Consider the following 22,674-nt stretch of genomic DNA (forward strand, 5'->3'; position numbering starts at 1 on the left):
GCGGCGGGGCGTATGGTCGGAAGTGTGAGCGACGGTGCTGAGCCGATGTTCGCCCTGGTCAGGGCGGCTGCCGGGGCGTTGTTCTTCGACACGGCCGATCGGGTGATGCTGGTACGGCCGGTCTACAAGACCGGGCTGGACATCCCCGGCGGGTGCCTTTCGCCGGGGGAGACGCCCTACCAGGCGTGCGTGCGCGAAGTACGCGAGGAACTCGGCATCGAGCCGGACATCGGGCGGCTGCTGGTGGCCGACTGGGAGCCCGGTACGCGGGACGGTGGCACGATCCTCTTCGTGTTCGACGGGGGTGAGATCGACGACGGGACGCGTGAAAGGATCACGTTCACCGACGGCGAGTTGAGCGGATACGACTTCTGCCCGCCCGGTGAGCTAGAGGATGTGCTGGCCGGGCCGCTGGCGCGGCGGGTCAAGGCGGGCGTGGTCGCCCGGGAGCTGGGGGAGACGGTCTATCTGGAGTACGGCAGGGCCGTTCCCGCCACCTGATCGAGCCGGGCCGGGTGACCGGGAAAAGGCATTCCGGACGCCCGTTCGCCGGCGTGCCGCTACTGACCGGAATAACCGCCGGAGGCGAAAATCCGCTATACCTGGTTGCCGGAGTAGTCGGGTACGAGAGAAGGGTCTTCCGGAGGCTCCGCCAAAAGGTCCTGGATATCGGGAAGGGCCGCGCCCGCGGTGATGCGGGCACGGGCGCGGACGACCTCGCGAGCGTGCTGCTGGAGGCGGCGGCGGATGAAATCGGATTCGTCCGTGTCGCTGGTCAGGGCCTCAAGGAGCGCGGCGGTACGCTCGCGCACGCGACGGATCAGGATGCTGTCGTCGTCATTCCACGTCGGCACGCCGGTCACCCCCAAGAAAATGCGACGAAGGCCCCACAGGGCTTTGCCGGACCCGGTTTCTCGCCCGGTCGTGCCATTGCACGGCCGGACCATGATCTATGGCTAGGTCTTGACCACCCCCGTTGCGGGATTGTAACGCTGAGGCGGTGGGGATGACAGGGGCGAGAGGGGTTATGCAGACATTTCTTCCCTATCCCGATTTCCGGGCGTCCGCTGGAGTTCTCGATCCGGTACGACTCGGCAAACAGCGCGTGGAGGCGCTACAGGTCTTCCGCGCGCTGACCGTCCCCGGGTACGGCTGGCGCCACCACCCCGCCGTCGCCATGTGGGCGGGCTATGAGGAGGCGCTGGTGCGGTACGGGCTGGAGGTGTGCGCCCACTGGACCGGCCAGGGCCGTGCGGACACCTGTGCCGCCACGATGACCACCGAGCTGGCCGCGGCCTGCGGCATCCGCGCCGCCCGGGACCAGCCGGCGCTCGCGGAGGCGGGGGAACTGCCGCCATGGCTGGGCGACCCGGGGTTCCACCGGAGCCACCGTTCGGCGCTGCTCCGCAAGGACCCGGGTCACTACCGGCCGCTGTTCGGCGACGAGCCCGACGACCTGCCGTACGCCTGGCCGTCCTCCGGCCGCGCCCCCGCCTGCCGCCCGCCCGGCTGAGCCGGGCGTGACCCCGGACCGTCAGGGCACGAACAACCCCCAGTACGCGGCCCATCCGATCAACAGCACGCCACCCGTCAGGGCGAGCCGTCCCGCGCCCCCGGTACGCCGGAGCGTCAGCGCCGTGCCCACCGTCGCGACCGCCGCCGCCACCGCGAACACCTGAAGGACCAGCCAGACCACCGGACGGCCCGCCACCACCGGCCCCGGCGCGCCGGCCGCCGTGGCCAGCAGATAGCCCAGGTAGAGCACGGTCCCGAGCACGGTGACCACCCCGGTGGCGGCCAGCAGCGCGGGCCACCGCCGAGCCCGGTCCGCGCCATCGGCGGCTCCGCGCCGCCGCCGGATCAGGGCGGCGACCGGATAGCCCGCGAAGGCGACCAGCAGTACGGTGAGCGCGCCGAGCTGCACGGGCACCGACTCCCACCACGCCAGCGGCGTCACCGGTTCGGCGGGCAGGTCCTGGCGCGGCGGGGCGTCGGCCGAGGACGCGGGCGGGTCGTCCAGGCCGTGGATCCAGGAGGTGACCAGTTCGAGGTAACCCGGCACCAGGCCGTCGCCCTCGATGAACCCGTCGGGGCTTCGCATGAGCCCGTGGTCCGCGCCGGGCAGGATCTTGATCGTGTGGCTGGGGTTCCCGGCCGCGCGCAGCGTCGCGGCGAAGATCCGGGAGCTGTCGGCGGCCGGGATGCTGCGCTCGTGTTCGCCCCACAGGGCGAGTACCGGCCGGTCGATGCGCGCGAGCACCGGCACCGGCTCGTGCCCGGCCGCGCCGAACAGCCCGGCGCCCACCATGACCCTGGTGAGGTTGACGGCCAGCGGGCGTATCCGCGCCCCGGTGACCCCCGCGTGCGCGAGGTGGATGGCGTTGCTCCACACCTGGACGCGTTCGGGGGAGTGGCCGCCCGCGCCGACCGTGACCAGGAAGGCCACCTCCGGCGACCGGGACGCGGCCAGCGGGGCGACCCAGCCGCCCTCGCTGAAGCCCCAGAGGCCGACCCGCCCGGGATCGACGCCCGGCTGCCGGCGCAGCAGGCGAACCCCGGCGAGCGCGTCCTGCGCGAGCGCCGGGAACGACCGGCTGGTCTGGCTGTAGCCCTTGGTGCGCTTGTCGTAGACCAGGGCGACCACCCCGCGCCGGGCGAATTCGGCGGCCTGGCCGGCCTTGTCGTCAAGGGAACGGGGCCCGGCCCCGTCCACCATCACCACGGCGGGGGCGCGGCGGCCGGTGGCGGCGGGGGCGTAGATCATGCCGCGCAGCCGTACGTCACCGCTGTCGATGGTGACCTCGGTGCGGACCACGGTGCCGGCCCCGGCCGGCGGGGCGGTGAGCAGGGCCGTCACGGCGAACACCGCGAGCAACGCCGCGAGGGCCGACGATTTGCTCAAGGACAGCATCAGGTGCTCTCCTTTCTTGTTGGAAGGTCGGTTCACAGAAGGACTCGCCCTCGGGCGAGGTGATTCGGATCTTTCGCCGCGGGGTCGCCGAGTTGCCGCTCGACGGCCCCGCATTTCTCCGGCCGCCTCAGTCGTCAGGGGGCGGCGCGGGATCGGGGAAGCCCAGGAATCGGGTGTGCACCGTCCGGGCGTCCGGCGGGCCCTCACCCGCCCGGCGCGAGTAGCGTTTCACCAGGTCGATGTACTCCTCGAAGAATCGGGCCAGCTCCTCCAGCGTCACGCGGATCTCCCCCCGGGAGTACGGCATGGCATCGCCCCAGGGGCCCATGTCGTCCCGCGTGGCCCGAAATCGCTCGAACAGCTCCAGGTCGGCGACCAGGAACCCGTGTTCCAGCTCCGCCAGGGCCGCCCGCATGTCGTCGTCCCTGCGGCTCATCGGCGCGAACCGCAGGTCCACCGGGACCGGCCGCCACCACCGCTCGCGCCCGCGCGCCAGCTCGGGCACCTCCTCCACCAGCCCGTGTTCGGCCAGCACCCGCAGGTTGTAGCTGGTGCCCCCGGTGGTGATGCCGAGCGCCTTGGCGAGCGTGGTAGAGGTGGCAGGCCCCTCGCGAAGGTGGTCGAGGATGCGCTGCCTGATCGGATTGGCCAGGGCCTTGATCGTCCCCAGTTCGGCGGGTTCGGGTGGTGGTTCGGCCACAGTTACACGATAAATGATGCACGAGTTTTCGTGCAACTCGGGATCGGCTCGGCCTGACCGGATGGTGACAATCTCCCGCCCGCCCGGGATGTGTGAATCCGCCGGGCGGTCCCCGGTCGTACAACCGGCAGGTGCAGTGACCCGGATGGAGGCAGACAATGACCGCCATACCAGTGCGGGCCGGCCTGATCGGCACCCTCAACGGGCGCGGGCACCAGGCCGCCCTCAACGTGTTCCTGTTCATCGTGCTGGCGCACTGGGCCGAGCACATCGTCCAGGCGATCCAGATCTGGGTGATGGGCTGGCCGCTCCCCGAGGCGCGCGGCGTGCTTGGGCTGTGGTTCCCCTGGCTGGTCACCTCCGAGGCGCTGCACTATGGCTACGCGCTGGTGATGCTGGTGGGCCTGGTCGCGCTGCGGGGCGGCTTCACCGGACGCTCGCGCGTGTGGTGGAACATCTCGATGGGCATCCAGATCTGGCACCACGTCGAGCACCTGCTGCTGCTCTTCCAGGCGGCGAGCGGCACCCCCTTCTTCGGCAGGGCCGTACCGACCAGCGTGGTGCAGCTCCTGGTGCCGAGGGTGGAGCTGCACCTGTTCTACAACTCGCTGGTGTTCGCCCCGATGGTGGTGGCGATGGTGCTGCACCGGCGGCCCCGCCCCGACGAGCGCGCCCATATGGCCTGCTCGTGCGCCCAAAGCCGGTAAGGCTAGTAGAGCGGGTAGACCAGTGCCGGACCGCCGCCCTGCGGGCCCCCGCTGACCAGGCCGATCGCGGTGCCGCCCGCGTAGACGGGGCCGCCGCTGTCGCCCTCGGCGGCGTAGAGGTCGGTGACGGCGAGGCCGTGGATCGGCCCGTCGCCGTAGTCGGCGGTGGCGTCGAGCGCGTAGACGACGCCGCAGGAGGTGCCGGTCCGCGCGCCGGTCTTGCACAGGCGCTGGCCCAGGCGCACCTGGGCGGTCGAGTCGATCTCCTGGTAGGACCCGTCGGACTGCAGCACGCTGCCGGTCAGCCGCCAGCCCGGCTCCGGGGTGATCTCCGAGACGTCCCCGCCGGGGTAGCGCAGCCGGGTGATCTCGCCGAGGTGGTCGCCGCCGAGGTACCACGAGGGGCCGTACCGGTAGCAGTGACCGGCGGTCAGCACCCGGCCGGCCGGGCCCGCGCCGACGTTGAAGCCGGTCGAGCAGTAGGAGTCGCCCGCGGTGATCTGCTGCCCGCCGTACACGGGGCCGGACCTTCGGGCACGGCCGGCGGCCGGGGCGTGCGCGACCGTGCCGACGTAGGGCGTGACGGGCCGGTCGATGACGGAGGTGATGGTGCGGGCGTCCGGGGTCGAGCCGGCGAAGCCCCTGGTCACGCTGTCGTCCGCGCCGCGCAGCACGGCGATGTGCACCTTGCCCCGGGCGTGGTCGATGTACCAGTACTGGGCGTCGCCCGCCTTGCCCTGCTCGGCGAGCCGGTCCAGGCGCTGCTTCAGCGCGCGCAGCTCGGCGGCCTGGGCACGGGCGCCCGCCGCCCCCGCACTGGCCGGATCGGCGCAGGCCAGGGCCGCGGCGGCGAGCACAGGGGCGAGCACGATGGCCAAGGCCATGCGAGGGAGGGACACATGTGTCATGCGGTACTCCGAAAGGTCTGGAGGACAGGGACCGGCTCCGCCGGGAGAGCGGCGCGGGAGGGGACGCACGATTCAGGAGTAACAAGGCGGGGCCACCGCTGTCACTATGTGCTGCCGAATGAATCCGATGGGTAATCACACTGTGGCCGGGAAGCGCCGGACGCGCTGCCACCCGCCGCTTTCACCGGGGACCGACCGCTCGTCGCGATGTTTCGACCGTTCGGCGACGCCGCCGGACGCGCTGACCGCTGCTCGTCCACCGCTCACCGCTCGGCGTGCATTCCGCCCTTTCCGGCGACCGTGCCCGGGCGGACTCTCGACCTAGGTTCCATTCGAGGCAATAAATTCTGGCGATTCCGCTATTTACGGACTTCTTTTATCGACCCCCCGAACCCCCCGCACGCAGCACCGCCATGCCAAGGAGGTCCATTGCGGATGAGAAGATCCAGATCTACGACAGTGCTGGTCGCGGCCGTCCTGGTCGCGGCCATGCCCGGCCTGTCACAGTCGCACGCGGAAGTACGCGAAGATCCGCTCGCGGCGCCCGTGGAGTACGTCCCCGACGAGCCGTTGCCCGTCGAGCCCACCGAACCCCAGCAGGCACTCGACGCGCTCGGCATCAGCGGCTACCCGGACCGGCTCAGCGTACGACCGGGCGAGTCCGTGCAGTTCATGGTCAGTACGAAGGCGCCCGAGTTCAAGAGCACGATCGTCAGGGTGACCCACGGCGACGCCGACCCGGCCGGGCCCGGCCTGAAGGAACAGATCATCGACAGCCCGGTGAACAAGACCTACCCGGGCGCCCACCAGCCGCTGCCGCTGGGCTCCTACGTGCGGGTGCCCGACGACCGGCGGCTGCGGCCCTCGGGCGGATTCACCATCACCGCGTGGGTCGCGCCGTCCACGATCCCCGGCTCCCCGTACAACAGGACGGCACTGCAACGCACCCCGGTGGGCACGCCGCGCGCCCAGGGCCTGGTCACCAAGTGGTCGGAGACCGACCGCCGCGGGTACGGGCTGTTCATCGACGAGCAGGGCGCACTCGCGCTGCGCGTCGGCGCGGACACCGTCTCGACCGGCGTGAAGCTCAAGCCGTGGGCGCCCGCGATGGGCGGCCCGGAGATGTACTTCTCCAAGCGGCCTCGCCCGCAGCACGTCAACAACTCCGGCTGGTACTTCGTGGCCGCCGCCTACGACCCCCGGACGCGCAGGGCGACTGTGACCCAGCGCCCCGTGTCCACCATGCCGGACGACTCCGCGGCCACCACCACAAAGCAGGTTGGCTCCGGACAACTCGCCCACACCTCCGATCCACTGCTGATGGCCGGCTACTGGAACCGCTCGGGAGACACCCGCCCCGCCGGCCTCTACAACGGCAAGATCGAATCGCCCGCCCTGTACGACCGCGCGCTCAGCGAGCGCGAGATCGACGCCGTGGCCCGGGGACGGCACGCCCCCCGGCCCGCCGCCGCCTGGGACTTCACCCGGCACATGTCCGGCGACCAGGTGGCCGACACCGGCCCGCACCGGCTCTCCGGCACGGCGGTGAACATCCCGGTCCGGGCGCTCACCGGCCATGACTGGGACCGCAAGACGATGAACTACAACGAAGACCCCGGCCAGTGGGGCGCGATCCACTTCCACGAGGACGACCTCGGCGACGCCGCGTGGAAGCCCGCGTTCACCTGGAAGGTCCCCAAGGACGCGCGCAGCGGGATCTACGCGGCGCGCCTTGAGGCGGCCGGCAAGGTCTACCACGCGACCTTCGTGGTCCGGCCGAAGCAGGCCGAATCCAAGATCGCCATGCTGGTGCCCACGCTGACCTACCTCGCGTACGGCCAGACCGGCGGCTCCCTCAGCCAGTACTCCAACCACGCCGACGGCAGCGGCTACGTCTACTCCAGCCAGAAGCGGCCCATCACCAACCTGCGCCCGCTGACCACCGGGCCGAACGGCGAGGGCCGGCCGTGGGGCTTCGAGGCCGACACGCACATCTTCGACTGGCTGGAGACCAGGAAGTTCGACATCGACTACATCACCGACCACGACATCGACCGCGAGGGCCGCAGGATCCTCGACGACTACCAGACGGTGATCACCGGCACCCACCCCGAGTACATCTCCACCACCGAGCACGAGGCGATCAAGGGCTGGCTCGGCGACGGCGGCCGGCTGATGTACCTCGGCGGCAACGGGTTCTACTGGGTCACCGCCCTGAACCGCAGCAGGGAGTACACCGAACTGCGCCGCCACGACGGCACCGAGGCCTGGCAGGCGGCGCCCGGCGAGTACTACCACAGCACCGACGGCGAGTACGGCGGGCTGTGGCGCTTCCGCGGCACGCCGCCCCAGGAACTGGTCGGCGTCGGATTCTCCGCGCAGGGCTTCGGGCATCCCAAGGGGTTCGCCTTCTACAACAAGCCCTTCGACCGGTCCGAGGCCGGCTACTCCGAGGCCGGGGCCTGGATCTTCGAGGGCGTGTCGAAGAAGGACGGCATCGGCGGCGACCTGCCGAGCCTGCAGAGCCAGGGCGGCCCGATGGGCGAGGAGGTGGACCGGGTGGACTACTCGCTCGGCACGCCCCCCAACGCCATCGTGCTCGGCACCTCACAGCCGTTCGGCGAGCAGTACATGCACGTGGTCGAGGAGATCAACACCTCGGCCCTGTTCGAGGGCGGCGACACCAACCCGATGGTGCGCGGTGACGTCACGCTGATCCACTACCCGAACGGCGGGGCGGTCTTCTCCGCCTCCTCGATGGTGTGGAGCGGCTCCTTCTACAACAACGGCTACGACAACGACCTCACCAAGATCACCGAGAACGTGCTGAAGAAGTTCACCTCGGGCGACCCGCTGCCCGGGACGAAGGGAGCAGGGAAGGAGGACGCGGCCGGCACCCGGTGACGGACCGGGCCACCGGGAACCCGGTTCCCGGTGGCCACCGGTCACGCATGCGATGAAAGGTACGGTTCCTTGTACATAAGCGTTCGAGGCACCCCCGCCACCGGGTCCGGTAAGGCGGGTCGCGTGCCGGGCACCGTGGTCGTACTCGGGTTCGTCAGCCTGCTCACCGACATCTCCACCGAGATGGTCACGGCCGTGCTTCCGCTGTTCGTCACCATGGGCCTCGGGCTGTCCCCGCTGTTCTTCGGCCTGCTCGACGGCTTCTACCAGGCCGGGACCGCGGTGGCGCGAATCGGCGGAGGTTACGCCGCCGACCGGCTCGGCCGCCCCAAGGCCGTGGCGGTGGCCGGATACGGGCTCGGCGTGCTGTCCAAGGTCGTGCTGCTGCCCGCCGCCGGGTTCGCCGCGCTGTCCGGCGCGATCGGCCTGGACCGGATCGGCAAGGGGCTGCGCACCGGCCCGCGGGACGCGCTGATCGCCGAGGCCAGCCCGCCCGGCGCGCTCGCCCGGTCCTTCGGCGTCCACCGGGCCCTTGACACCCTGGGCGCGCTGCTCGGCCCGGTGGCCGCGTTCTACCTGCTCGCGGTGGTGCCGGGCGACTTCGACGCGGTGTTCACCGTGTCCATGTGCGTCGCGGGGCTCGGCGTACTGCTGCTGCTCGGCAAGGTCGCCGAACGCCCGGCCGCCCCCGCCGCCCGGCCCCGCGCGCGGCTGCGCGAGGCGGTACGGCTGGCCGCCCGCCGCACGCCGATGCGCCGGATGCTGGTCGCCGCGGCGGCGATGTCCGCGCTGACCGTGAGCGACGCCTTCATCTACCTGACCCTGCTGGAGCGCGGCGCGGTCTCGGCGCAGATCTTCCCGCTGCTGTTCCTCGCCACCGGGGCGGTCTACCTGGCCGGCGCGGTGCCGCTGGGGCGGCTCGCCGACCGGTACGGCAGGCCGCGCGTCTTCATGGCCGGCCATGTCGCGATCGTCGCCGCCTACCTGGTGGCGAGCGGCGCGGACGGCCTTCCCGCGGCCGGGGTGACCCTCGCGCTGCTCGGCCTGTACTACGCGGCGACCGACGGGGTACTGCCCGCCGCCGCGGCGGCGATGGTCCCCGGCGAGTGGCGGGCCACCGCGATCTCCGCCCTCCAGACCTGCGTGGCGCTGGGCAGGGGCCTGGCCGCCGTCGTCTTCGGCGCGCTGTGGGCGGTCGCCGGTCCCGCTCCGGCGCTGTGGGCGTTCGCGGGCGGGCTGGCGGTGGTACTGCTGTTCGCCGCGCCCACGCTGCTGCGCGGCCCCCTGGGAGGACGGGAATGAAGAACCGGGCCAACAAGATCATGATCGGGCTGGCGGTGCTGCTGGTGGCCGTCGCCGGAGGTACCGTGCTGACCTCGGTGCTCTCCCGGAGCGGGACCTCGGCGGCCGGGACCGCCGACCCCGAGCTGTTCGAGGAGCGGCACATCGTCTTCCGCTCGCTGCGCCCGGGGCCGGACCTGGGCCGCGTCGGCTACGTACGGGCCGGCGAGGAACAGGCCGGGCGGCGCGGCCTGGCGGGGCCGCACTGCCTGCGGGTCGCGGCGGCCGGACGGCAGGCGGTGTGCCTGCGGGCCGGGCGGGCGCCGGGGCGGCCGTACGAGGTGGCGGCGCTGGACGAAGGGCTCGCCGAGACCGCCGACGAGCCGCTGTCCGGTGTGCCCAGCCGGGCGCGGGTGGCTCCGGACGGACGGCACTTCGCGACGACGGTCTTCGTCAGCGGGCACAACTACATCTCGCTCGGCTTCTCCACCGAGACCATCATCTACCAGCGGGACGGGAAGGTGGTCGGCAACCTGGAGGACTTCACCTTCCTGATCAACGGGAAGCAGGACCGGAGCGTGGACCGCAACGTCTGGGGCGTGACCTTCGCGGCCGATTCCGACCGGTTCTTCGTCACCGTGGCGGCGTCCGGCCGCACGTACCTGGCCCGCGGCGACCTGGCGACGCGCACGCTGACCGCGATCCAGGACAACGCCGAGTGCCCCTCCCTGTCGCCGGACCAGACCAAGATCGCCTACAAGAAGCGGGTGAACGACACCTCCCAGGACGCCTGGCGCTTCCACTGGCTGGACCTTTCGACCGGCCGCGAACACCCGCTCGGCGAGTCCCGGAGCATCGACGACCAGCTCGCCTGGCTGGACGACGAGCACCTGATGTACGCGGTGCCGAAGGCGGCGGGGGGCAGGACCACGGCCGACATCTGGGTCGCCCCGCTGGACGGCGGCCCCCCGCGCACACTGATCCCGGACGCCGATTCACCGACCGTGGTCGGGGCCCTGACCTGAGGGATCGGCGGGGGCGCCGGGTCAGCCGCGGTCCTTCTGGTCGGAACGGCCGAGCAGGTGCGGCAGCAGGGCGAGGGTCCCGGCGGCCGCCGTCCCGCAGGTGAGCAGGGCGGTGGGCCAGGACGCGCCCGCCGCCAGGGCGAGCCCGCACGCGATGGCGGCCACCAGTGCGGCGGTGATCAGTGTGAGCCACTGATGTGTCGAGAACATGGTCGGGGTCGTCCTTCGGATGGTCGGTCAGCCTGTGACGGTCCGCTCGTCGGCCCAGAACTCGATGAGTTCCTCCACCGAGAGCGCTTCCAGAGGTCCGGGCGGGATTCGCCATGTGGTCAGCACCCATGTCGCGATGAGCAGGGTGCGCAGCTCCCCTTCGTCCCGGTCGTCCCGCCGCCCGGATCGCGGGGGGCCGGGCGGCGGGACGTCGCCGTCTTGCGGTACGGCGGGCGCGCCGGCGCCGGGGGCGATCATGGCGCCCGGCTCGGCGGACGGGGCTTCCGTGAGGCACGACATTGATGTGGCCTCCGTGATAGGGGTGCTGGACGCGCAAAACGATGCCGGACCGCTATCGGGGCTCGCTACCGGCTCAAACGTGTCCGGACGACGCCGGACGAATCCCTTTTGGCGGTGGCGGGGGTACGGGGTGGCCTTGGGCGCCGCCCGGACGTCGTCCGAGGTCATCCGGAGTCGTACGGAGCCGTACGGAGCTGTACGGAATCAGCGGAAGTCGGCCGGAAGTGGTAATGGACGGTTGGTTCAGGCCGATTCAGGACGGTGCTGCGGGTGGAATGTCCGGTAAGCCGCCGCCGTCGTGCGGTAAACATGTGCATATCCCTAATCCCTGCGGCATTACAAGATGGGAAAAGATGGGCAAAACACACCACAGCGGGCCGAATGCCGCCTTCATTGCCCGGCTTAACGAGTTGCGTGACTCGGTGGGGGCACCGAGCTACAAATACCTACAAGCCCTGTCAGAGCGCAGCGAACTGCCCGGTTCCCGCCCGCTGATCAAGAGCACCACCCAGGAGATCCTTTCCGGCAAGCGGGTACGGCTTCCGGACTGGCAATGGGTCTCCGCCTTCGTCCGCGCCTGCCACGCGGCCGCGGCCGAGTCGGGCCTGCCGACCGACGGCCTCGGTACCGTCCAGGAGTGGTGCGAACACCTGCGCGCCGCCCGCGCCGCCACCACCACCCCCGTGGCTCTCACCGAGCCCGCCCAGCCTCCGGAGCCGCCCCGAAATTCGGACCCCACCGGCCCGCACGAGCCGGCCGCCGGCCTGGCCGACCCTGTGATCGAGTCGCGCGGGCCGCTCGCCGGGTCGCCAGGGCCGCCAGGGCCGGGTGCTGAAGGGGCCGCGCCCGGGCCGGACATACGGGAGGCAGTGCCGGAGCCGCGCCGGGAGACACCCCCGCCGGGCGCCGCGTTCCCCGGAGCCCCCGCCGGACCGGCCTCCTGCGCCCCGGACGGACATACCGCCGCCGGTCACGGCCTCACCGGACCTGATTCGGACGGCCACGACACCTCCGGTCACGGCCACATCGGGTACGCCGGTGCGCCCGGGGTGCCGGCCGTGCCACCGCCCGCTGAGGGCCGGGGCGACGATGTGACCATGGCCCCCGCGCATGTCCTGGAGCGCTTCTACCTGAACACCCATGGCAGGACCGAGGCCCGCCTTGCGCGCTGGGCGAGCGACGGCGACGCCGAGGCGTGCTTCCAGCTCGCCGTGATCCACCTGCTTCGCGACGAGCCCTTCGACGCCAGCAACTGGCTGCGCCGGGCCGGTGAGGCCGGCCGGCCGGGAGCCCTGCGGCTGCGCGACCACCTCAACGCCAAGGAGGAGGCGGCCGAGTTCGCCTACCTGTTCGGGTGCCAGTACGAGTTCCAGGGCCGGGCCAAACGCCCGCTCGCCGCCTTCTTCCACGAAATCGCCGCGCGCTGCGGCCACCAGGACGCCGCCTTCCGGCTCGCGGTCATCCGCCGTAAGAGCGGCACCTGGAGCTGACCGGCGGAACTCGCCACCTTACTTGACCGATCGTTACAGGTGGGCGGTAAGGTGGCCGCGTGGTACGCACGCGGGAGTTCGACATGGACGCGGCCGTGGACGCCGCGATCGGCGTCTTCTGGCGCAAGGGCTACGCGGCGACCTCGATCCAGGACCTGGTCGAGGCCACCGGCGTCGGCCGCGGCTCGCTGTACGCCGCCTTCGGCAGCAAGGCCGGGCTGCACGAGGCGGCCCTGATCCGCTATGCCGAGCGCTCGGCCGCCGAGGCCGGCGCCCGGCTCAAGCGTGCCGCCCCGCCCCGCGAAGTGCTCCGTGACCTGCTGGCGTCGATGGTGGACGCCACCGTGCTGGACCCGGAACGGCGGGGCTGCCTGATCACCAACACCGCGACCGAGCGGCTGCCGCACGACCGTGTCGCCGCCCGCGTGGTGGGGGATGCTCTGGACGGGAACGCCACGTCGATCGCCGCCGTGCTGCGCCGCGCCAGGGAGCGCGGCGAGCTGCCCCCCGGCGCCGACGTGACCGCGATGGCCGACCTGCTGGTGACGACGATCCAGGGGCTGCGTGTGCAGGGCAAGGCGGGGGCCGACCGGCGGCGGCTGCTGGCGGTCGTGGATCTCGTCCTGTCTGGACTGTTCGTTAAAGATTGATTTCAATGAATTCGGAGTTCGAGATGACGACCGTCGCGGTGCTGGGCACGGGGATCATGGGCGCGCCCATGGCGCGCAATCTGGCCAAGAACGGCCTCCAGGTCAGGGCATGGAACCGGACCCGGGACAAGGCGCTGCCGCTGCAAGCCGATGGCATCACCGTGTGTTCCGATCCGGCCGAGGCGGTGACCGGGGCCGATGTCGTGATCACCATGCTCAGCGACGGCGACGCCGTGCACGCCGCCATGTCGGCCGCCGCTCCCGAGCTGGCCGCCGGCCAGGTGTGGGCGCAGATGAGCACGGTGGGCCTGGTCGCGCTCGACCGCCTCGCCGCTCTCGCGCAGGCGCACGGGCTGGTCTTCGTGGACGCCCCGGTACAGGGCACCCGCCAGCCGGCGGAGGCGGGGACCCTCGTGGTCCTGGCCGCGGGCCCCGCCGACGAGCGCCTGGAACCGGTGTTCTCCGCGGTCGGCGGCCGGACCCTCTGGGTGGGGGAGGAGGTCGGGGCGGCCACCCGGCTCAAGCTCACCACCGTCGGGTACGCCATCACCCTCACCGCGGTGCTGGCGGAGTCGCTGGCCCTGCTGCGCGCGCTCGGGCTGGACCCCTCGCTGTTCGCCGAGGTGGTCACCGGGAGTCCGCTGGACAGCGGGTACGTGCAGGCGAAGATGAAGTCGATCAGGGACGGCGACTACACGCCCAGCTTCACCGTCCGCAACGCGGAGAAGGACACCCGGCTGATCGCCGAGGCGGCGTCCGGGGCCGGGGTGCGGGTGGACATGGCGGTGGCCGCGGGCGAGCGCTTCCGCCGCGCCGAGGCCCAGGGCCACGGTGACGACGACATGGCCGCGGGCTATTTCGCCAGCTTTCCTGCTGATTCCACCTCCCGCTGAGCCCCCTGCCAGAGGAGACTGATAAGTCGCCGGCCCGGTACCGGGCCGGCGACTTCTTCGTTGGGCCGTCGCGCCGCCACCGAGCTGGCAGATCTTGCCGCCTCCGCGGCATCACCGCAGGTCAGAGCTTCTCTCCGGCAGGCGGGACCGGCGCAACCTGTCCGTTATCCCCATTTACCTACCTGATAGATAGGCTTGCCGCAGTTCAGGGAGGTGAGCATGGGAATGACAGACGTCCGGCGGCCCCGCGCGGACCGCGCCCGGCAGGTGGCCGATGTGCTACGCAGGGAGATCCTTCACGGCCGGTTCCGCCAGGGGGCGCTGCCGCTGGAAGGCGTGCTGGCCCGTGAGTTCGGCGCCTCGCGCAACACCGTGCGCGAGGCCCTGGGCCTGCTACGCGAAGAAGGGCTCGTGGACCGGGTCCCCGGAGTCGGGACCACGGTGGCGGGGGAGAAGTACCCGCACGGTCTGCACAAGCTGCTCGGCCTGGCCGAGACGCTGCGCGAGCACGGCGAGGTGACCAACGAGGTCCGCACGATGAGCGTCATCGTGCCGCCCGCCGCCGTCGCCGAGCGCCTGGACCTGCCCCCCGGCGAGCAGGTCGTCTACCTCGAACGGCTGCGCAGCCTCAACGGCCTGCCGCTGTCGCTCGACCTCACCTACCTGGTCAGGGAGGTCGGCGAGCCGCTGTTCGACGCCGACCTCACCTGCAACGACATTTTCGTGCTGCTGGAGGGGATCGCCGGGCAGCCGCTCGGCATGGCGGAGCTGACCCTGGAGGCGGTGAACGCCGACCCGCACACCGCCGCCGTGCTCGCGGTCCCGCGCGGGTCCGCGCTGCTCATGGTCGAACGCCTCGCCCATCTGGCCGACGGCCGTCCGGTGGACCTGGAGTTCATCCGTTTCCGCGGCGACCGGCTGACCATGCGCGGCCACCTGCGCCGCGATCAGGAGGGAGACTGATGGCTCTGGTGGAGCAACGCGTCGATGTCCCGGTGACCATCGACGAGGCGCTGTGCATCACCGGCTGCACGCTCTGCGTCGAGGCGTGCCCGCTCGACTCGCTCGCCATCGACGAGGTGTCCGGCAAGGCGTACATGCACGTGGACGAGTGCTGGTACTGCGGCCCCTGCGCCGCCAGGTGCCCCGTGGACGCCGTCACCATCAACATCCCCTACCTGCTGCGATGACCGCGATGACCGCGATGAGGAAGACCATGCGCAAGGTTCTGGCCGCCGTGTCCCTGCTCGCCGCGGCCGGATGCTCGGTGTCCGGCGCGGCCGGCGACAGCGGGAAGATCAAGGTCGTCGTCGGGTACCAGTCCAAGACCATCAACACCGTGACCGCGGGCACGCTGCTGCGCTCGCTCGGCTACCTGGAAAAGCGGCTCGGCCCCCGCTACAAGGTGGAGTGGCAGGACCACGACACCGGCGCGCCGATCACCGCCAAGATGGTGGCCGGCAAGATCGACATCGGCTCGATGGGCGACTACCCGCTACTGATCAACGCCTCCCGTACGCAGGCCACCGAGTCCGCGCGCACCGAGCTGATCTCCACCACCGGCTACAACCTGCGCGGCGGCCTCAACATGGTGGTCGTCGCGCCGGACTCGCCGGTCAAGGACCTGACCGGCCTCAAGGGCGGCAAGATCTCCGCCAGCGTCGGCTCCGCCGGGCACGGCACGCTGGTGCAGGCGCTGGAGAAGGCCGGGCTGAACCCGGCCACCGACGTCCAGGTGGTCAACCACCAGCCCCCGGTGGGGGCCTCGCAACTGGAGTCGGGCGGGGTGCAGGGTTACGCCCAGTTCGTCGCCTGGCCGGGCCTGCTGGTCTTCCAGGGCAAGGGACGCCTGGTCTACGACGGGTCGGCGCTCAACGTGCCGACCTTCCACGGCGTGGTGGTACGCCGGGCGTACGCCGGCCAGCGCCCCGAGGTCGTGGACGCCTTCCTCAAGGCCCAACTGGACGCCACCCGCTACCTGCACGAACACCCGCTGGCCGGCGCCGAGTCGGTGGCCGCGACCACCGGGCTACCCGCCGAGGTCGTCTACCTCTACAACGGCCCCGGCGGCATCTCCACCTTCGACGTCACCCTTAAGGAACCGCTCAAGGCCGCGCACGAGCACGACGTGCCGTACCTGGCCAGGATCGGCGACGGCTTTTCCGGGGTGGACCTCAAGCGGTTCGTCAACGACTCCTACATCCGCAAGGCGTACGGCCCGGGCTACGACACCGACGCCGCCGCCACCGTCAACCCGGCCAAGATCACCGGTACCGACCCCGTGTGCGCGAAGCCGGTGAGCGACCCCGCCACCGCGTCCGAGCTGTGGCTCGCCGGGGCCGCCGAGACCCGGCCCGCCGCCACCCCCACCTGCCTGCTACGCCAGATCGCCGAAGCAGGCGACGCACGGATCCGCGCCGCGTACGTGCCCGACACCACGACCGGCACCCGCTGGTTCGCCGGCGCGTCGGTCTGGCTGAAGGACCCCGGCGCCAAGAAGGACGCCCGTTTCCTGCCCTTCACCACCCAGGAGGGCGCCGACGCCTACCGCGCCGCCCACCCGAAGACGCGTCCCGTCTCCTACGCGGACGCCGTGGCCGAAAGCGGGGCGCGATGACCACCGGCACCACGGCCGGACGGGCCGCCCCGGCCGTGGCGAGCCCGCCCGAGGCGGCCCGCGAGGGCGGCCCGCGGTGGCGGCGATGGGCGGTGCGGGCCGGGGCGGTGGCCGTGGCCGGCGCGCTGTGGCAGATCCTGACCGTCACCGACGCCCGCCTCTGGCTGCGCTTCGACCGGCTGCCGGCCCTCGACGAGGTCGCCGCGGAGCTGGCCGGGCAGCTCGGCACGTCCATCTTCTACCTGGACCTGTTGCAGAGCCTGATCCGCATCCTGAGCGGGTTCGGCCTGGCCGCCGTCGCCGGGGTCGCGGTCGGCGTCGTGGTGGCGCGCTCGCGGTGGGCCGCCGACGTGCTCTCGCCGCTGCTGGAGGCGATCCGCCCGATCCCTGCCATCGCGCTGGTGCCGATCGCGATCCTCCTCTTCCCGGCCGACGAGCAGGGGATCGTGTTCATCACGTTCACCGCCGCGTTCTTCCCGATCATGGTGAGCACCCGGCACGCCGTGCGGGCGCTGCCGACGCTGTGGGAGGAGGCGGTGCTCACCCTCGGCGGGTCGCGCCGGCACGTGCTGTTCAACGTGGTGCTGCCGGGCGCGTTGCCCGGGGTGTTCGGCGGCCTGTCGGTCGGCATGGGCGTCGCGTGGATCTGCGTGATCTCCGCGGAGATGATCTCGGGCGAGTTCGGGGTGGGGTACCGGACCTGGCAGGCGTACACCCTCGTGGACTACCCGGCGACGGTCGTCGGGATGGTCACGATCGGCGCGCTGGGCTGGCTCACCTCGGCGGCGATCGAACTGGCCGGGCGGCGGGCGACCCGCTGGCTGCCCCGGGCGGAAGGGACGGGCCGATGACCACGGTGACCACGACGGCGGGCAAGGGCATGCGGCTGGTGCTCGCCGGGGCGGCGCTCGGGTACGGCGGGCACCCGGTGCTCGACGAGGTGAGGCTGGAGGTGGCGCCGGGCGAGATCGTCGTGGTGGTCGGCTCCTCGGGTTCGGGGAAGTCCACGCTGCTGCGCGGCCTGGCCGGGCTGCTCGCGCCGCGCGCCGGGCGGATCCTCGCCGACGGCGCGGAGGTGCGCGGGCCGTCCCCCGACCGGGCGATGGTCTTCCAGGAGGACGGCCTGCTGCCCTGGCGCTCGGTGCTGCGCAACGTGGAACTACCGCTCGGCATCCGCGGCGTCGGCCGGGCCGAACGCCGCCGCGCGGCCCTCGCCTGGATCGACCGCGTCGGCCTGGCCGGCTTCGCCGACCGGCTGCCCAGGGAGCTTTCCGGCGGCATGCGCCAGCGCGTGCAACTCGCCCGCGCGCTGGTGGGCGCGCCGCGTGCGGTGCTGATGGACGAGCCGTTCGGGGCGCTGGACGCCCAGACCCGGGCCGAGATGCAGCGCCTGCTGCTGGACGTGCTGCGGGACACCGCGGCCACCGTCGTGTTCGTCACCCACGACGTGGACGAGGCGCTGCTGCTGGGCGACCGCGTCCTGGTGCTCGGCCGTACCGGCGGGCTGCGCTCCCTGACCGGCGCCACCCGCGAGCAGATCGTGAAGGAGCTGTAAGCCACATGGAGATCCCCCCGGTCACCGAGGGACGGCGGCACCTGTCCTGCGAGGTCCTGGTCGTCGGCGGAGGTACGGCGGGCACGATGGCCGCCATCTCGGCCGCCGAGCGCGGCGCGCGGGTACTGCTGCTGGAGAAGGCCCACGTACGCCACAGCGGCGCGCTGGCGATGGGCATGGACGGCGTGAACAACGCGGTCATCCCCGGCAAGGCGACCCCCGAGGACTACGTCGCCGAGATCACCCGCGCCAACGACGGCGTGGTCGCCCAGAAGACGATCTACCAGACCGCCACCCGCGGCTATGAGATGGTCCGCCGGCTGGAACGGTACGGCGTGAAGTTCGAGAAGGACGAGTACGGCGAGTACGCCGTGCGCCGCGTCCACCGCTCGGGCAGCTACGTGCTGCCGATGCCCGAGGGCAAGGACGTCAAGAAGGTGCTCTACCGGGTGCTGCGCCGGCGTGAGATCCGCGAGCGCGTGCAGATCGAGAACCGGGTCATGCCGGTGCGGGTGCTCACCTCCCCGGAGGGCAGGGCCGTCGGCATCGTGGGCTTCGACACGCGCAGCGGGGAGTTCGTCACGGTTTCGGCGGGCGCGGTCATCCTGGCCACGGGCGCCTGCGGCCGGCTCGGGCTGCCCGCCAGCGGCTACCTCTACGGCACCTATGAGAACCCCACCAACGCCGGTGACGGCCACGCCATGGCCTACCACGCCGGGGCCGAGCTGAGCGGCATCGAGTGCTTCCAGATCAACCCGCTGATCAAGGACTACAACGGCCCCGCCTGCGCCTACGTGGCCAACCCGTTCGGCGGGTACCAGGTCAACAACCGGGGCGAGCGGTTCGTCGACTCCGACTACTGGTCGGGTCAGATGATGGCGGAGGTGTCCAGGGAGATCGGCTCGGCCCGGGGCCCGATCTACCTCAAGCTCACCCACCTGCCCGAGGAGAGCATCAGCGCGCTGGAAGGCATCCTGCATTCCACCGAGCGTCCCACCCGGGGCACCTTTCACGCCGGGCGCGGCCATGACTACCGGACCCACGACGTGGAGATGCACATCTCGGAGATCGGGCTGTGCGGCGGGCACTCGGCGTCGGGGGTGTGGGTGGACGAGCACGGGGCCACCACGGTGTCCGGCCTGTACGCGGCGGGCGACCTGGCGTGCGTCCCGCACAACTACATGATCGGCGCGTTCGTGTACGGCGACCTCGCGGGCACGCACACCGCGGACCACCACGGAGATCCGGGCGAGGGCCTGCCGGAGGACCAGATCGCCGCCGCGCACGAGCTGATCTACCGGCCGCTGCGCAACCCCGACGGGCCGCCGCAGCGGCAGGTCGAGTACAAGCTGCGCCGTTTCGTCAACGACTACGTGGCCCCGCCGAAGACCGGCGCCAAGCTGGACATCGCGGTCGAGGCGTTCGAGCGGATGCGCGAGGAGATCGCGGCGATGGGCGGGCGCACCCCGCACGAGCTGATGCGCTGCGCCGAGGTGGACTTCATCAGGGACTGCGCGGAGATGGCGGCCAGGTCGTCGCTGGTCCGCACGGAGAGCCGCTGGGGGCTCTACCACGACCGGGCGGACATCCCACGCAGGGACGACGGGGAGTGGCTGTTCCACCTCAATCTTCGTAAGCGCTCCGATGGCGGGATGGAGTTCATCAAGCGCCCGGTCGAGCCGTACCTGGTGCCGGTGCCGGAGTTCCGGCCGGTGCCGGGGACGGCCTCGGTGGTGGCCGGCTTCGCGCCCGCGGCCCGCGAGCGGGTGGCGGCCGAACGCGCCGAGCGCGCGGCGATCGGCCGCTCGCCGCGCATCCTGGAGCTGAACCGGATGGCCGAGGAGCAGCCCGGCCTGGACCGGTTCGCGCCCTACCTGGCCGACGACGACCCCAAGGTGCGCAGGGCGGCCATCGCCACGCTCACCGAGACGGTGCCCGAGGGCGCGGGGGCGGCCCTGGTGGCCGCGCTCGCCGACCGGCACGGCACGGTACGGCACGCCGCCGCCGCGGGCCTGCGCGAACTGGTCGAGGTACTGCCGGCCACCCGCGAACTCGCCGCCGGGCTCATCGCCCGGACCGCGAGCCAGGACGCCGTGGTCCGGGCGACCGCGCTGGACGTACTGCGGGCGCTGCGCCTCGGCGACCGCGACACCTTCGCCCCCGCCCTGGACGACGCCGACCACCGGGTGCGGATCGAGGCCGTGCGCGGACTGGTCTCACTGGACGAGCCCGAGCCGGTGGCCGGGGCCGCCGCCGACCCCGCGCGCGAGGTGCGGGTGTGGGTGGCCAAGGGCCTCGGCACGATCGGCAAGCCCGCCCCCGCCCTGGGGACGCTGGCCGGCGACCCCGACCCGCTGGTGCGGGCGGCGGCGCTGGAGGCTTCGGGCGCGACCGGCGCGCCGCTGTCCGACCTCGCCGTGGCCGCCATGCGCGACTCGGCCTGGCAGGTCAGGGTCGGCGCGGCCAGATGCCTGGCCGCGGCCGGCCCGCGTACCGCCACCGGCCCCCTGGTCGCCGCGCTCACCGACACGAACCTGGACGTCCGCAAGGCCGTCGTCCAGGCCCTCGCGAACTGGGCCGACCAGAACCCCGACGTCACCACGGCCCTCCGCAACGCCCTCACCGACCCCGACGCCGACGTCCGCGCCTACGCCCGCCGCGCCCTGGACTGAGCAACCGCGAGGGGAAGCGCACCGGTGCCCTGGTCTGAGGAGCGAAGGAGCCCGCGAGGGCGCGCCGGTCATCAGCGCCCGAGCCGCGACGCGCGCCGTCGCATTGAACACTACGGCATACCCCCTAAATCCGGTAGGAAATATTGACTTTCGGTCATCGGGATCGTAGCTTCGTGAACATGAGCAGGACCACCCATGACTGAGACCCTGCCCGACCTGGCGGTCGACCGGGACCGGTTCCGGCGGGCGCTGGCCGTCCACGCCGCCGGGGTCGTGATCGTCACCGCGAGCAGTGGCGACACGCCGGTCGGCCTCACCGCGACCTCGTTCACCTCCGTCAGCCTCGATCCCCCGCTCGTCTCCTTCTACGTGGACCGATCATCGAGCACCTGGCCCTGGATGCGGACCGCCGAACACTTCGTGGTCAACATCCTGGCCAGCGAGCAGGCCGAGCTCGCCGCCAGGTTCGCGCGCAAGGACATCGACAGGTTCGCCGCCCCGACCCGGTGGAACCGCGGCCCGCTCGGTCAGCCGGTGCTCGACGACGTGTCGGGTCACCTGTTCTGCCGCCCGCGCGAGACCATCGCCGTGGGCGACCACTTCCTCGTCGTCGGACTGGTCACCGACGTGAGCGTGCGGACGGCGACCCGCCCGCTGCTGTACCACCAGGGAAGGTTCGGGCGGTTCACGCCCCACAACTAGCCGGAACGCCCAGCCGGACTCAAGGACTCACGGACTCACGGCCGCACGTCGTGCCAGCGCGCGACGGCGGCCAGGTGGTCCTTCCTGCCGATGGCCACCAGGTTGGAGCGGTAGAGCCCGATCGCGCCGGGCTCGTCCAGCTCGGCCCTGGAGTGCGGGAGCAGGCGGTCGTTCAGCTCGTCCACGACGAAGACCCAGGGGTAGTGCGCGTAGACCTGGTCCAGCAGCTCACCGGCCGGGCATCCGCAGTTGGCCTGTAGCTCGGGGTGCACCTCGAACAGGAGGGTGGGCAGCCCGGCCAGGGTCTCGGCGGCCCCGCGCAGCACGAACCCCTCGTACCCCTCCACGTCGATCTTGATGATGTCCGGCCGCGCGTCCCGGCCGGTCAGGTAGGCGTCGATCGAGGTCATCGGCACGGTGACGGTGCTCCCCGGCGCGTCCGGCGTGGCCCCGGCGTTGGCCGCCGACGCCGAGTGCTTGCCCGACTGCTCGCCGGAAAGGTGCAGGGTCAGCTCGCCCGGCCCGGCCCCCACCGCCATGGGCTCCACCGTGACGCGCCCGGCGAGGTCGTTGGCCTCGACGTTGCGCCGCAGGTAGCCGAGGTTCTCCGGGACCGGCTCGAAGGCGGTCAGCCTGCCGTGCGGGGGCAGGTGGGCGGCGCCCGCGCAGGCGTAGACGCCGATGTTGGCGCCCACGTCGAGGATCGTGCCGCCGGTCGCGGCGAGCCGCTCGAAGATCGAGACCTCGAACTTCTCGTAGTAGCCGCCCGCGACCGACGGCATGATCGTGCGGTCCCAGGCCGGGCCGGTCAGGGTGAGCCCACGGTAGGCGGCCGTGACGTCGCTCGCATGCTCGCCGGTCACGCCCGCGCGGAACACCGCGTGGTAGATCTTGTTGACCAGCGGGAAGCGGCGGACGCTGCGGCCACGCAGGGCCACGCGGACGACACGTGAGCGGTTGGCGGCCCGCGCCGCCCGCATCAGGGAGATGGCGATCCCGCGCCGCAGGTTTTTTCTGCTCGGCATGGCATTCGGCATGGCACGAGTCTGGCCGAAAACGGCCTCGCGCACACATCGGCTGGCGCCGGGACGCGGGGCACGATACATTGAGGAGTTAGCGCTGAAGAGATAAGCACAACTCACTTCAAGT

The 22,674-nt window shown here is 71.9% G+C and carries 23 protein-coding genes; 16 read left to right on the forward strand and 7 right to left on the reverse strand.

Features of this window, described 5'->3' with window-relative positions; translation table 11 throughout:
* The first annotated feature begins 24 nt into the window (after window positions 1–24).
* Window positions 25–501 (forward strand): NUDIX domain-containing protein, encoded by a 477-nt coding sequence (locus ACH34R_RS08045; RefSeq protein WP_397560647.1) that lies wholly within the window; start codon window positions 25–27, stop codon window positions 499–501.
* A gap of 95 nt (window positions 502–596) precedes the next feature.
* Here ACH34R_RS08045 and ACH34R_RS08050 read toward each other — a convergent pair whose 3' ends face one another.
* The gene (locus ACH34R_RS08050) at window positions 597–863 is read right to left on the reverse strand and encodes a hypothetical protein (protein WP_397560648.1); all 267 of its coding nucleotides are present in this window, start codon (window positions 861–863) and stop codon (window positions 597–599) included.
* A gap of 164 nt (window positions 864–1,027) precedes the next feature.
* Between ACH34R_RS08050 and ACH34R_RS08055 the strand changes: the two genes are divergently transcribed.
* Complete coding sequence (locus ACH34R_RS08055; protein WP_397560649.1) at window positions 1,028–1,513, forward strand: MSMEG_6728 family protein; 486 nt, start codon at window positions 1,028–1,030, stop codon at window positions 1,511–1,513.
* A 21-nt stretch (window positions 1,514–1,534) separates the two neighbouring features.
* Here the strand turns inward: ACH34R_RS08055 and ACH34R_RS08060 are convergent, their stop codons facing one another.
* Together ACH34R_RS08060 and ACH34R_RS08065 are read right to left on the reverse strand one after the other, a co-directional pair.
* Complete coding sequence (locus ACH34R_RS08060) at window positions 1,535–2,911, reverse strand: alpha/beta hydrolase family protein (RefSeq protein ID WP_397560650.1); 1,377 nt, start codon at window positions 2,909–2,911, stop codon at window positions 1,535–1,537.
* 127 nt (window positions 2,912–3,038) lie between these two features.
* Window positions 3,039–3,611, reverse strand: a complete 573-nt coding sequence (locus tag ACH34R_RS08065; RefSeq protein WP_397560651.1) for an ArsR/SmtB family transcription factor — start codon at window positions 3,609–3,611, stop codon at window positions 3,039–3,041.
* A 158-nt stretch (window positions 3,612–3,769) separates the two neighbouring features.
* Between ACH34R_RS08065 and ACH34R_RS08070 the strand changes: the two genes are divergently transcribed.
* Window positions 3,770–4,318 (forward strand): hypothetical protein, encoded by a 549-nt coding sequence (locus ACH34R_RS08070; RefSeq protein ID WP_397560652.1) that lies wholly within the window; start codon window positions 3,770–3,772, stop codon window positions 4,316–4,318.
* A gap of 2 nt (window positions 4,319–4,320) precedes the next feature.
* Here the strand turns inward: ACH34R_RS08070 and ACH34R_RS08075 are convergent, their stop codons facing one another.
* Window positions 4,321–5,202 (reverse strand): S1 family peptidase, encoded by an 882-nt coding sequence (locus tag ACH34R_RS08075; RefSeq protein WP_397560653.1) that lies wholly within the window; start codon window positions 5,200–5,202, stop codon window positions 4,321–4,323.
* A gap of 459 nt (window positions 5,203–5,661) precedes the next feature.
* Between ACH34R_RS08075 and ACH34R_RS08080 the strand changes: the two genes are divergently transcribed.
* The 3 genes from ACH34R_RS08080 (at window position 5,662) to ACH34R_RS08090 (ending at window position 10,436) form a co-directional block, all read left to right on the forward strand.
* Window positions 5,662–8,130 (forward strand): N,N-dimethylformamidase beta subunit family domain-containing protein, encoded by a 2,469-nt coding sequence (locus ACH34R_RS08080; protein ID WP_397560654.1) that lies wholly within the window; start codon window positions 5,662–5,664, stop codon window positions 8,128–8,130.
* Window positions 8,131–8,253: 123 nt separating this feature from the next.
* Window positions 8,254–9,432, forward strand: a complete 1,179-nt coding sequence (locus ACH34R_RS08085) for an MFS transporter (protein ID WP_397560655.1) — start codon at window positions 8,254–8,256, stop codon at window positions 9,430–9,432.
* Window positions 9,429–10,436 (forward strand): hypothetical protein, encoded by a 1,008-nt coding sequence (locus ACH34R_RS08090; protein WP_397560656.1) that lies wholly within the window; start codon window positions 9,429–9,431, stop codon window positions 10,434–10,436. The genes ACH34R_RS08085 and ACH34R_RS08090 overlap by 4 nt, the downstream gene beginning before the upstream one ends.
* Before the next feature lie 21 nt (window positions 10,437–10,457).
* Here the strand turns inward: ACH34R_RS08090 and ACH34R_RS08095 are convergent, their stop codons facing one another.
* Together ACH34R_RS08095 and ACH34R_RS08100 are read right to left on the reverse strand one after the other, a co-directional pair.
* Window positions 10,458–10,646, reverse strand: coding sequence for a hypothetical protein (locus ACH34R_RS08095; RefSeq protein WP_397560657.1), 189 nt, complete (start codon window positions 10,644–10,646; stop codon window positions 10,458–10,460).
* Between the two features lie 27 nt (window positions 10,647–10,673).
* Window positions 10,674–10,946 (reverse strand): hypothetical protein, encoded by a 273-nt coding sequence (locus ACH34R_RS08100; RefSeq protein WP_397560658.1) that lies wholly within the window; start codon window positions 10,944–10,946, stop codon window positions 10,674–10,676.
* Window positions 10,947–11,368: 422 nt separating this feature from the next.
* Between ACH34R_RS08100 and ACH34R_RS08105 the strand changes: the two genes are divergently transcribed.
* From ACH34R_RS08105 to ACH34R_RS08150, 10 genes are all read left to right on the forward strand, one after another.
* Window positions 11,369–12,436: a hypothetical protein gene (locus ACH34R_RS08105; protein WP_397560659.1), complete on the forward strand. Its 1,068-nt coding sequence runs from the start codon at window positions 11,369–11,371 to the stop codon at window positions 12,434–12,436.
* 59 nt (window positions 12,437–12,495) lie between these two features.
* Entirely contained in the window at window positions 12,496–13,086 is a 591-nt protein-coding gene (locus ACH34R_RS08110; RefSeq protein ID WP_397560660.1) for a TetR/AcrR family transcriptional regulator, read from the forward strand.
* 5 nt (window positions 13,087–13,091) lie between these two features.
* Window positions 13,092–13,979, forward strand: a complete 888-nt coding sequence (locus tag ACH34R_RS08115; RefSeq protein WP_397560661.1) for an NAD(P)-dependent oxidoreductase — start codon at window positions 13,092–13,094, stop codon at window positions 13,977–13,979.
* A gap of 219 nt (window positions 13,980–14,198) precedes the next feature.
* The gene (locus ACH34R_RS08120; RefSeq protein WP_397560662.1) at window positions 14,199–14,942 is read left to right on the forward strand and encodes a GntR family transcriptional regulator; all 744 of its coding nucleotides are present in this window, start codon (window positions 14,199–14,201) and stop codon (window positions 14,940–14,942) included.
* Window positions 14,942–15,169 (forward strand): ferredoxin family protein, encoded by a 228-nt coding sequence (locus tag ACH34R_RS08125; protein ID WP_113980978.1) that lies wholly within the window; start codon window positions 14,942–14,944, stop codon window positions 15,167–15,169. Before ACH34R_RS08120 ends, ACH34R_RS08125 begins: the two co-directional genes overlap by 1 nt.
* 5 nt (window positions 15,170–15,174) lie before the next feature.
* On the forward strand, window positions 15,175–16,596 hold the full coding sequence (locus tag ACH34R_RS08130; protein ID WP_397560663.1) for an ABC transporter substrate-binding protein: 1,422 nt from the start codon (window positions 15,175–15,177) through the stop codon (window positions 16,594–16,596).
* Complete coding sequence (locus tag ACH34R_RS08135; RefSeq protein ID WP_397560664.1) at window positions 16,593–17,447, forward strand: ABC transporter permease; 855 nt, start codon at window positions 16,593–16,595, stop codon at window positions 17,445–17,447. Before ACH34R_RS08130 ends, ACH34R_RS08135 begins: the two co-directional genes overlap by 4 nt.
* Entirely contained in the window at window positions 17,444–18,151 is a 708-nt protein-coding gene (locus ACH34R_RS08140; RefSeq protein ID WP_397560665.1) for an ABC transporter ATP-binding protein, read from the forward strand. The genes ACH34R_RS08135 and ACH34R_RS08140 overlap by 4 nt, the downstream gene beginning before the upstream one ends.
* 5 nt (window positions 18,152–18,156) lie before the next feature.
* Window positions 18,157–20,823, forward strand: a complete 2,667-nt coding sequence (locus tag ACH34R_RS08145; protein ID WP_397560666.1) for a fumarate reductase/succinate dehydrogenase flavoprotein subunit — start codon at window positions 18,157–18,159, stop codon at window positions 20,821–20,823.
* A gap of 195 nt (window positions 20,824–21,018) precedes the next feature.
* Entirely contained in the window at window positions 21,019–21,525 is a 507-nt protein-coding gene (locus ACH34R_RS08150; protein ID WP_397560667.1) for a flavin reductase family protein, read from the forward strand.
* Between the two features lie 35 nt (window positions 21,526–21,560).
* Here the strand turns inward: ACH34R_RS08150 and ACH34R_RS08155 are convergent, their stop codons facing one another.
* Window positions 21,561–22,562, reverse strand: coding sequence for an FkbM family methyltransferase (locus ACH34R_RS08155; RefSeq protein ID WP_397560668.1), 1,002 nt, complete (start codon window positions 22,560–22,562; stop codon window positions 21,561–21,563).
* Window positions 22,563–22,674 lie beyond the last annotated feature (112 nt).

It is taken from the genome of Spongiactinospora sp. 9N601 (assembly GCF_044326295.1).
GTDB classification, from domain to species: Bacteria; Actinomycetota; Actinomycetes; order Streptosporangiales; family Streptosporangiaceae; genus Spongiactinospora; species Spongiactinospora gelatinilytica.

What these genes read in the sequence shown, in the direction of transcription:
- ACH34R_RS08055 (WP_397560649.1), top strand. Translation starts at nt 1,028, where the DNA reads ATGCAGACATTTCTTCCCTATCCCGATTTCCGGGCGTCCGCTGGAGTT.
- ACH34R_RS08060 (WP_397560650.1), bottom strand. Translation starts at nt 2,911, where the DNA reads ATGCTGTCCTTGAGCAAATCGTCGGCCCTCGCGGCGTTGCTCGCGGTG.
- ACH34R_RS08070 (WP_397560652.1), top strand. Translation starts at nt 3,770, where the DNA reads ATGACCGCCATACCAGTGCGGGCCGGCCTGATCGGCACCCTCAACGGG.
- ACH34R_RS08075 (WP_397560653.1), bottom strand. Translation starts at nt 5,202, where the DNA reads ATGGCCTTGGCCATCGTGCTCGCCCCTGTGCTCGCCGCCGCGGCCCTG.
- ACH34R_RS08080 (WP_397560654.1), top strand. Translation starts at nt 5,662, where the DNA reads ATGAGAAGATCCAGATCTACGACAGTGCTGGTCGCGGCCGTCCTGGTC.
- ACH34R_RS08090 (WP_397560656.1), top strand. Translation starts at nt 9,429, where the DNA reads ATGAAGAACCGGGCCAACAAGATCATGATCGGGCTGGCGGTGCTGCTG.
- ACH34R_RS08095 (WP_397560657.1), bottom strand. Translation starts at nt 10,646, where the DNA reads ATGTTCTCGACACATCAGTGGCTCACACTGATCACCGCCGCACTGGTG.
- ACH34R_RS08100 (WP_397560658.1), bottom strand. Translation starts at nt 10,946, where the DNA reads ATGTCGTGCCTCACGGAAGCCCCGTCCGCCGAGCCGGGCGCCATGATC.
- ACH34R_RS08115 (WP_397560661.1), top strand. Translation starts at nt 13,092, where the DNA reads ATGAATTCGGAGTTCGAGATGACGACCGTCGCGGTGCTGGGCACGGGG.
- ACH34R_RS08120 (WP_397560662.1), top strand. Translation starts at nt 14,199, where the DNA reads ATGGGAATGACAGACGTCCGGCGGCCCCGCGCGGACCGCGCCCGGCAG.
- ACH34R_RS08125 (WP_113980978.1), top strand. Translation starts at nt 14,942, where the DNA reads ATGGCTCTGGTGGAGCAACGCGTCGATGTCCCGGTGACCATCGACGAG.
- ACH34R_RS08130 (WP_397560663.1), top strand. Translation starts at nt 15,175, where the DNA reads ATGACCGCGATGAGGAAGACCATGCGCAAGGTTCTGGCCGCCGTGTCC.
- ACH34R_RS08135 (WP_397560664.1), top strand. Translation starts at nt 16,593, where the DNA reads ATGACCACCGGCACCACGGCCGGACGGGCCGCCCCGGCCGTGGCGAGC.
- ACH34R_RS08140 (WP_397560665.1), top strand. Translation starts at nt 17,444, where the DNA reads ATGACCACGGTGACCACGACGGCGGGCAAGGGCATGCGGCTGGTGCTC.
- ACH34R_RS08145 (WP_397560666.1), top strand. Translation starts at nt 18,157, where the DNA reads ATGGAGATCCCCCCGGTCACCGAGGGACGGCGGCACCTGTCCTGCGAG.
- ACH34R_RS08150 (WP_397560667.1), top strand. Translation starts at nt 21,019, where the DNA reads ATGACTGAGACCCTGCCCGACCTGGCGGTCGACCGGGACCGGTTCCGG.
- ACH34R_RS08155 (WP_397560668.1), bottom strand. Translation starts at nt 22,562, where the DNA reads ATGCCGAATGCCATGCCGAGCAGAAAAAACCTGCGGCGCGGGATCGCC.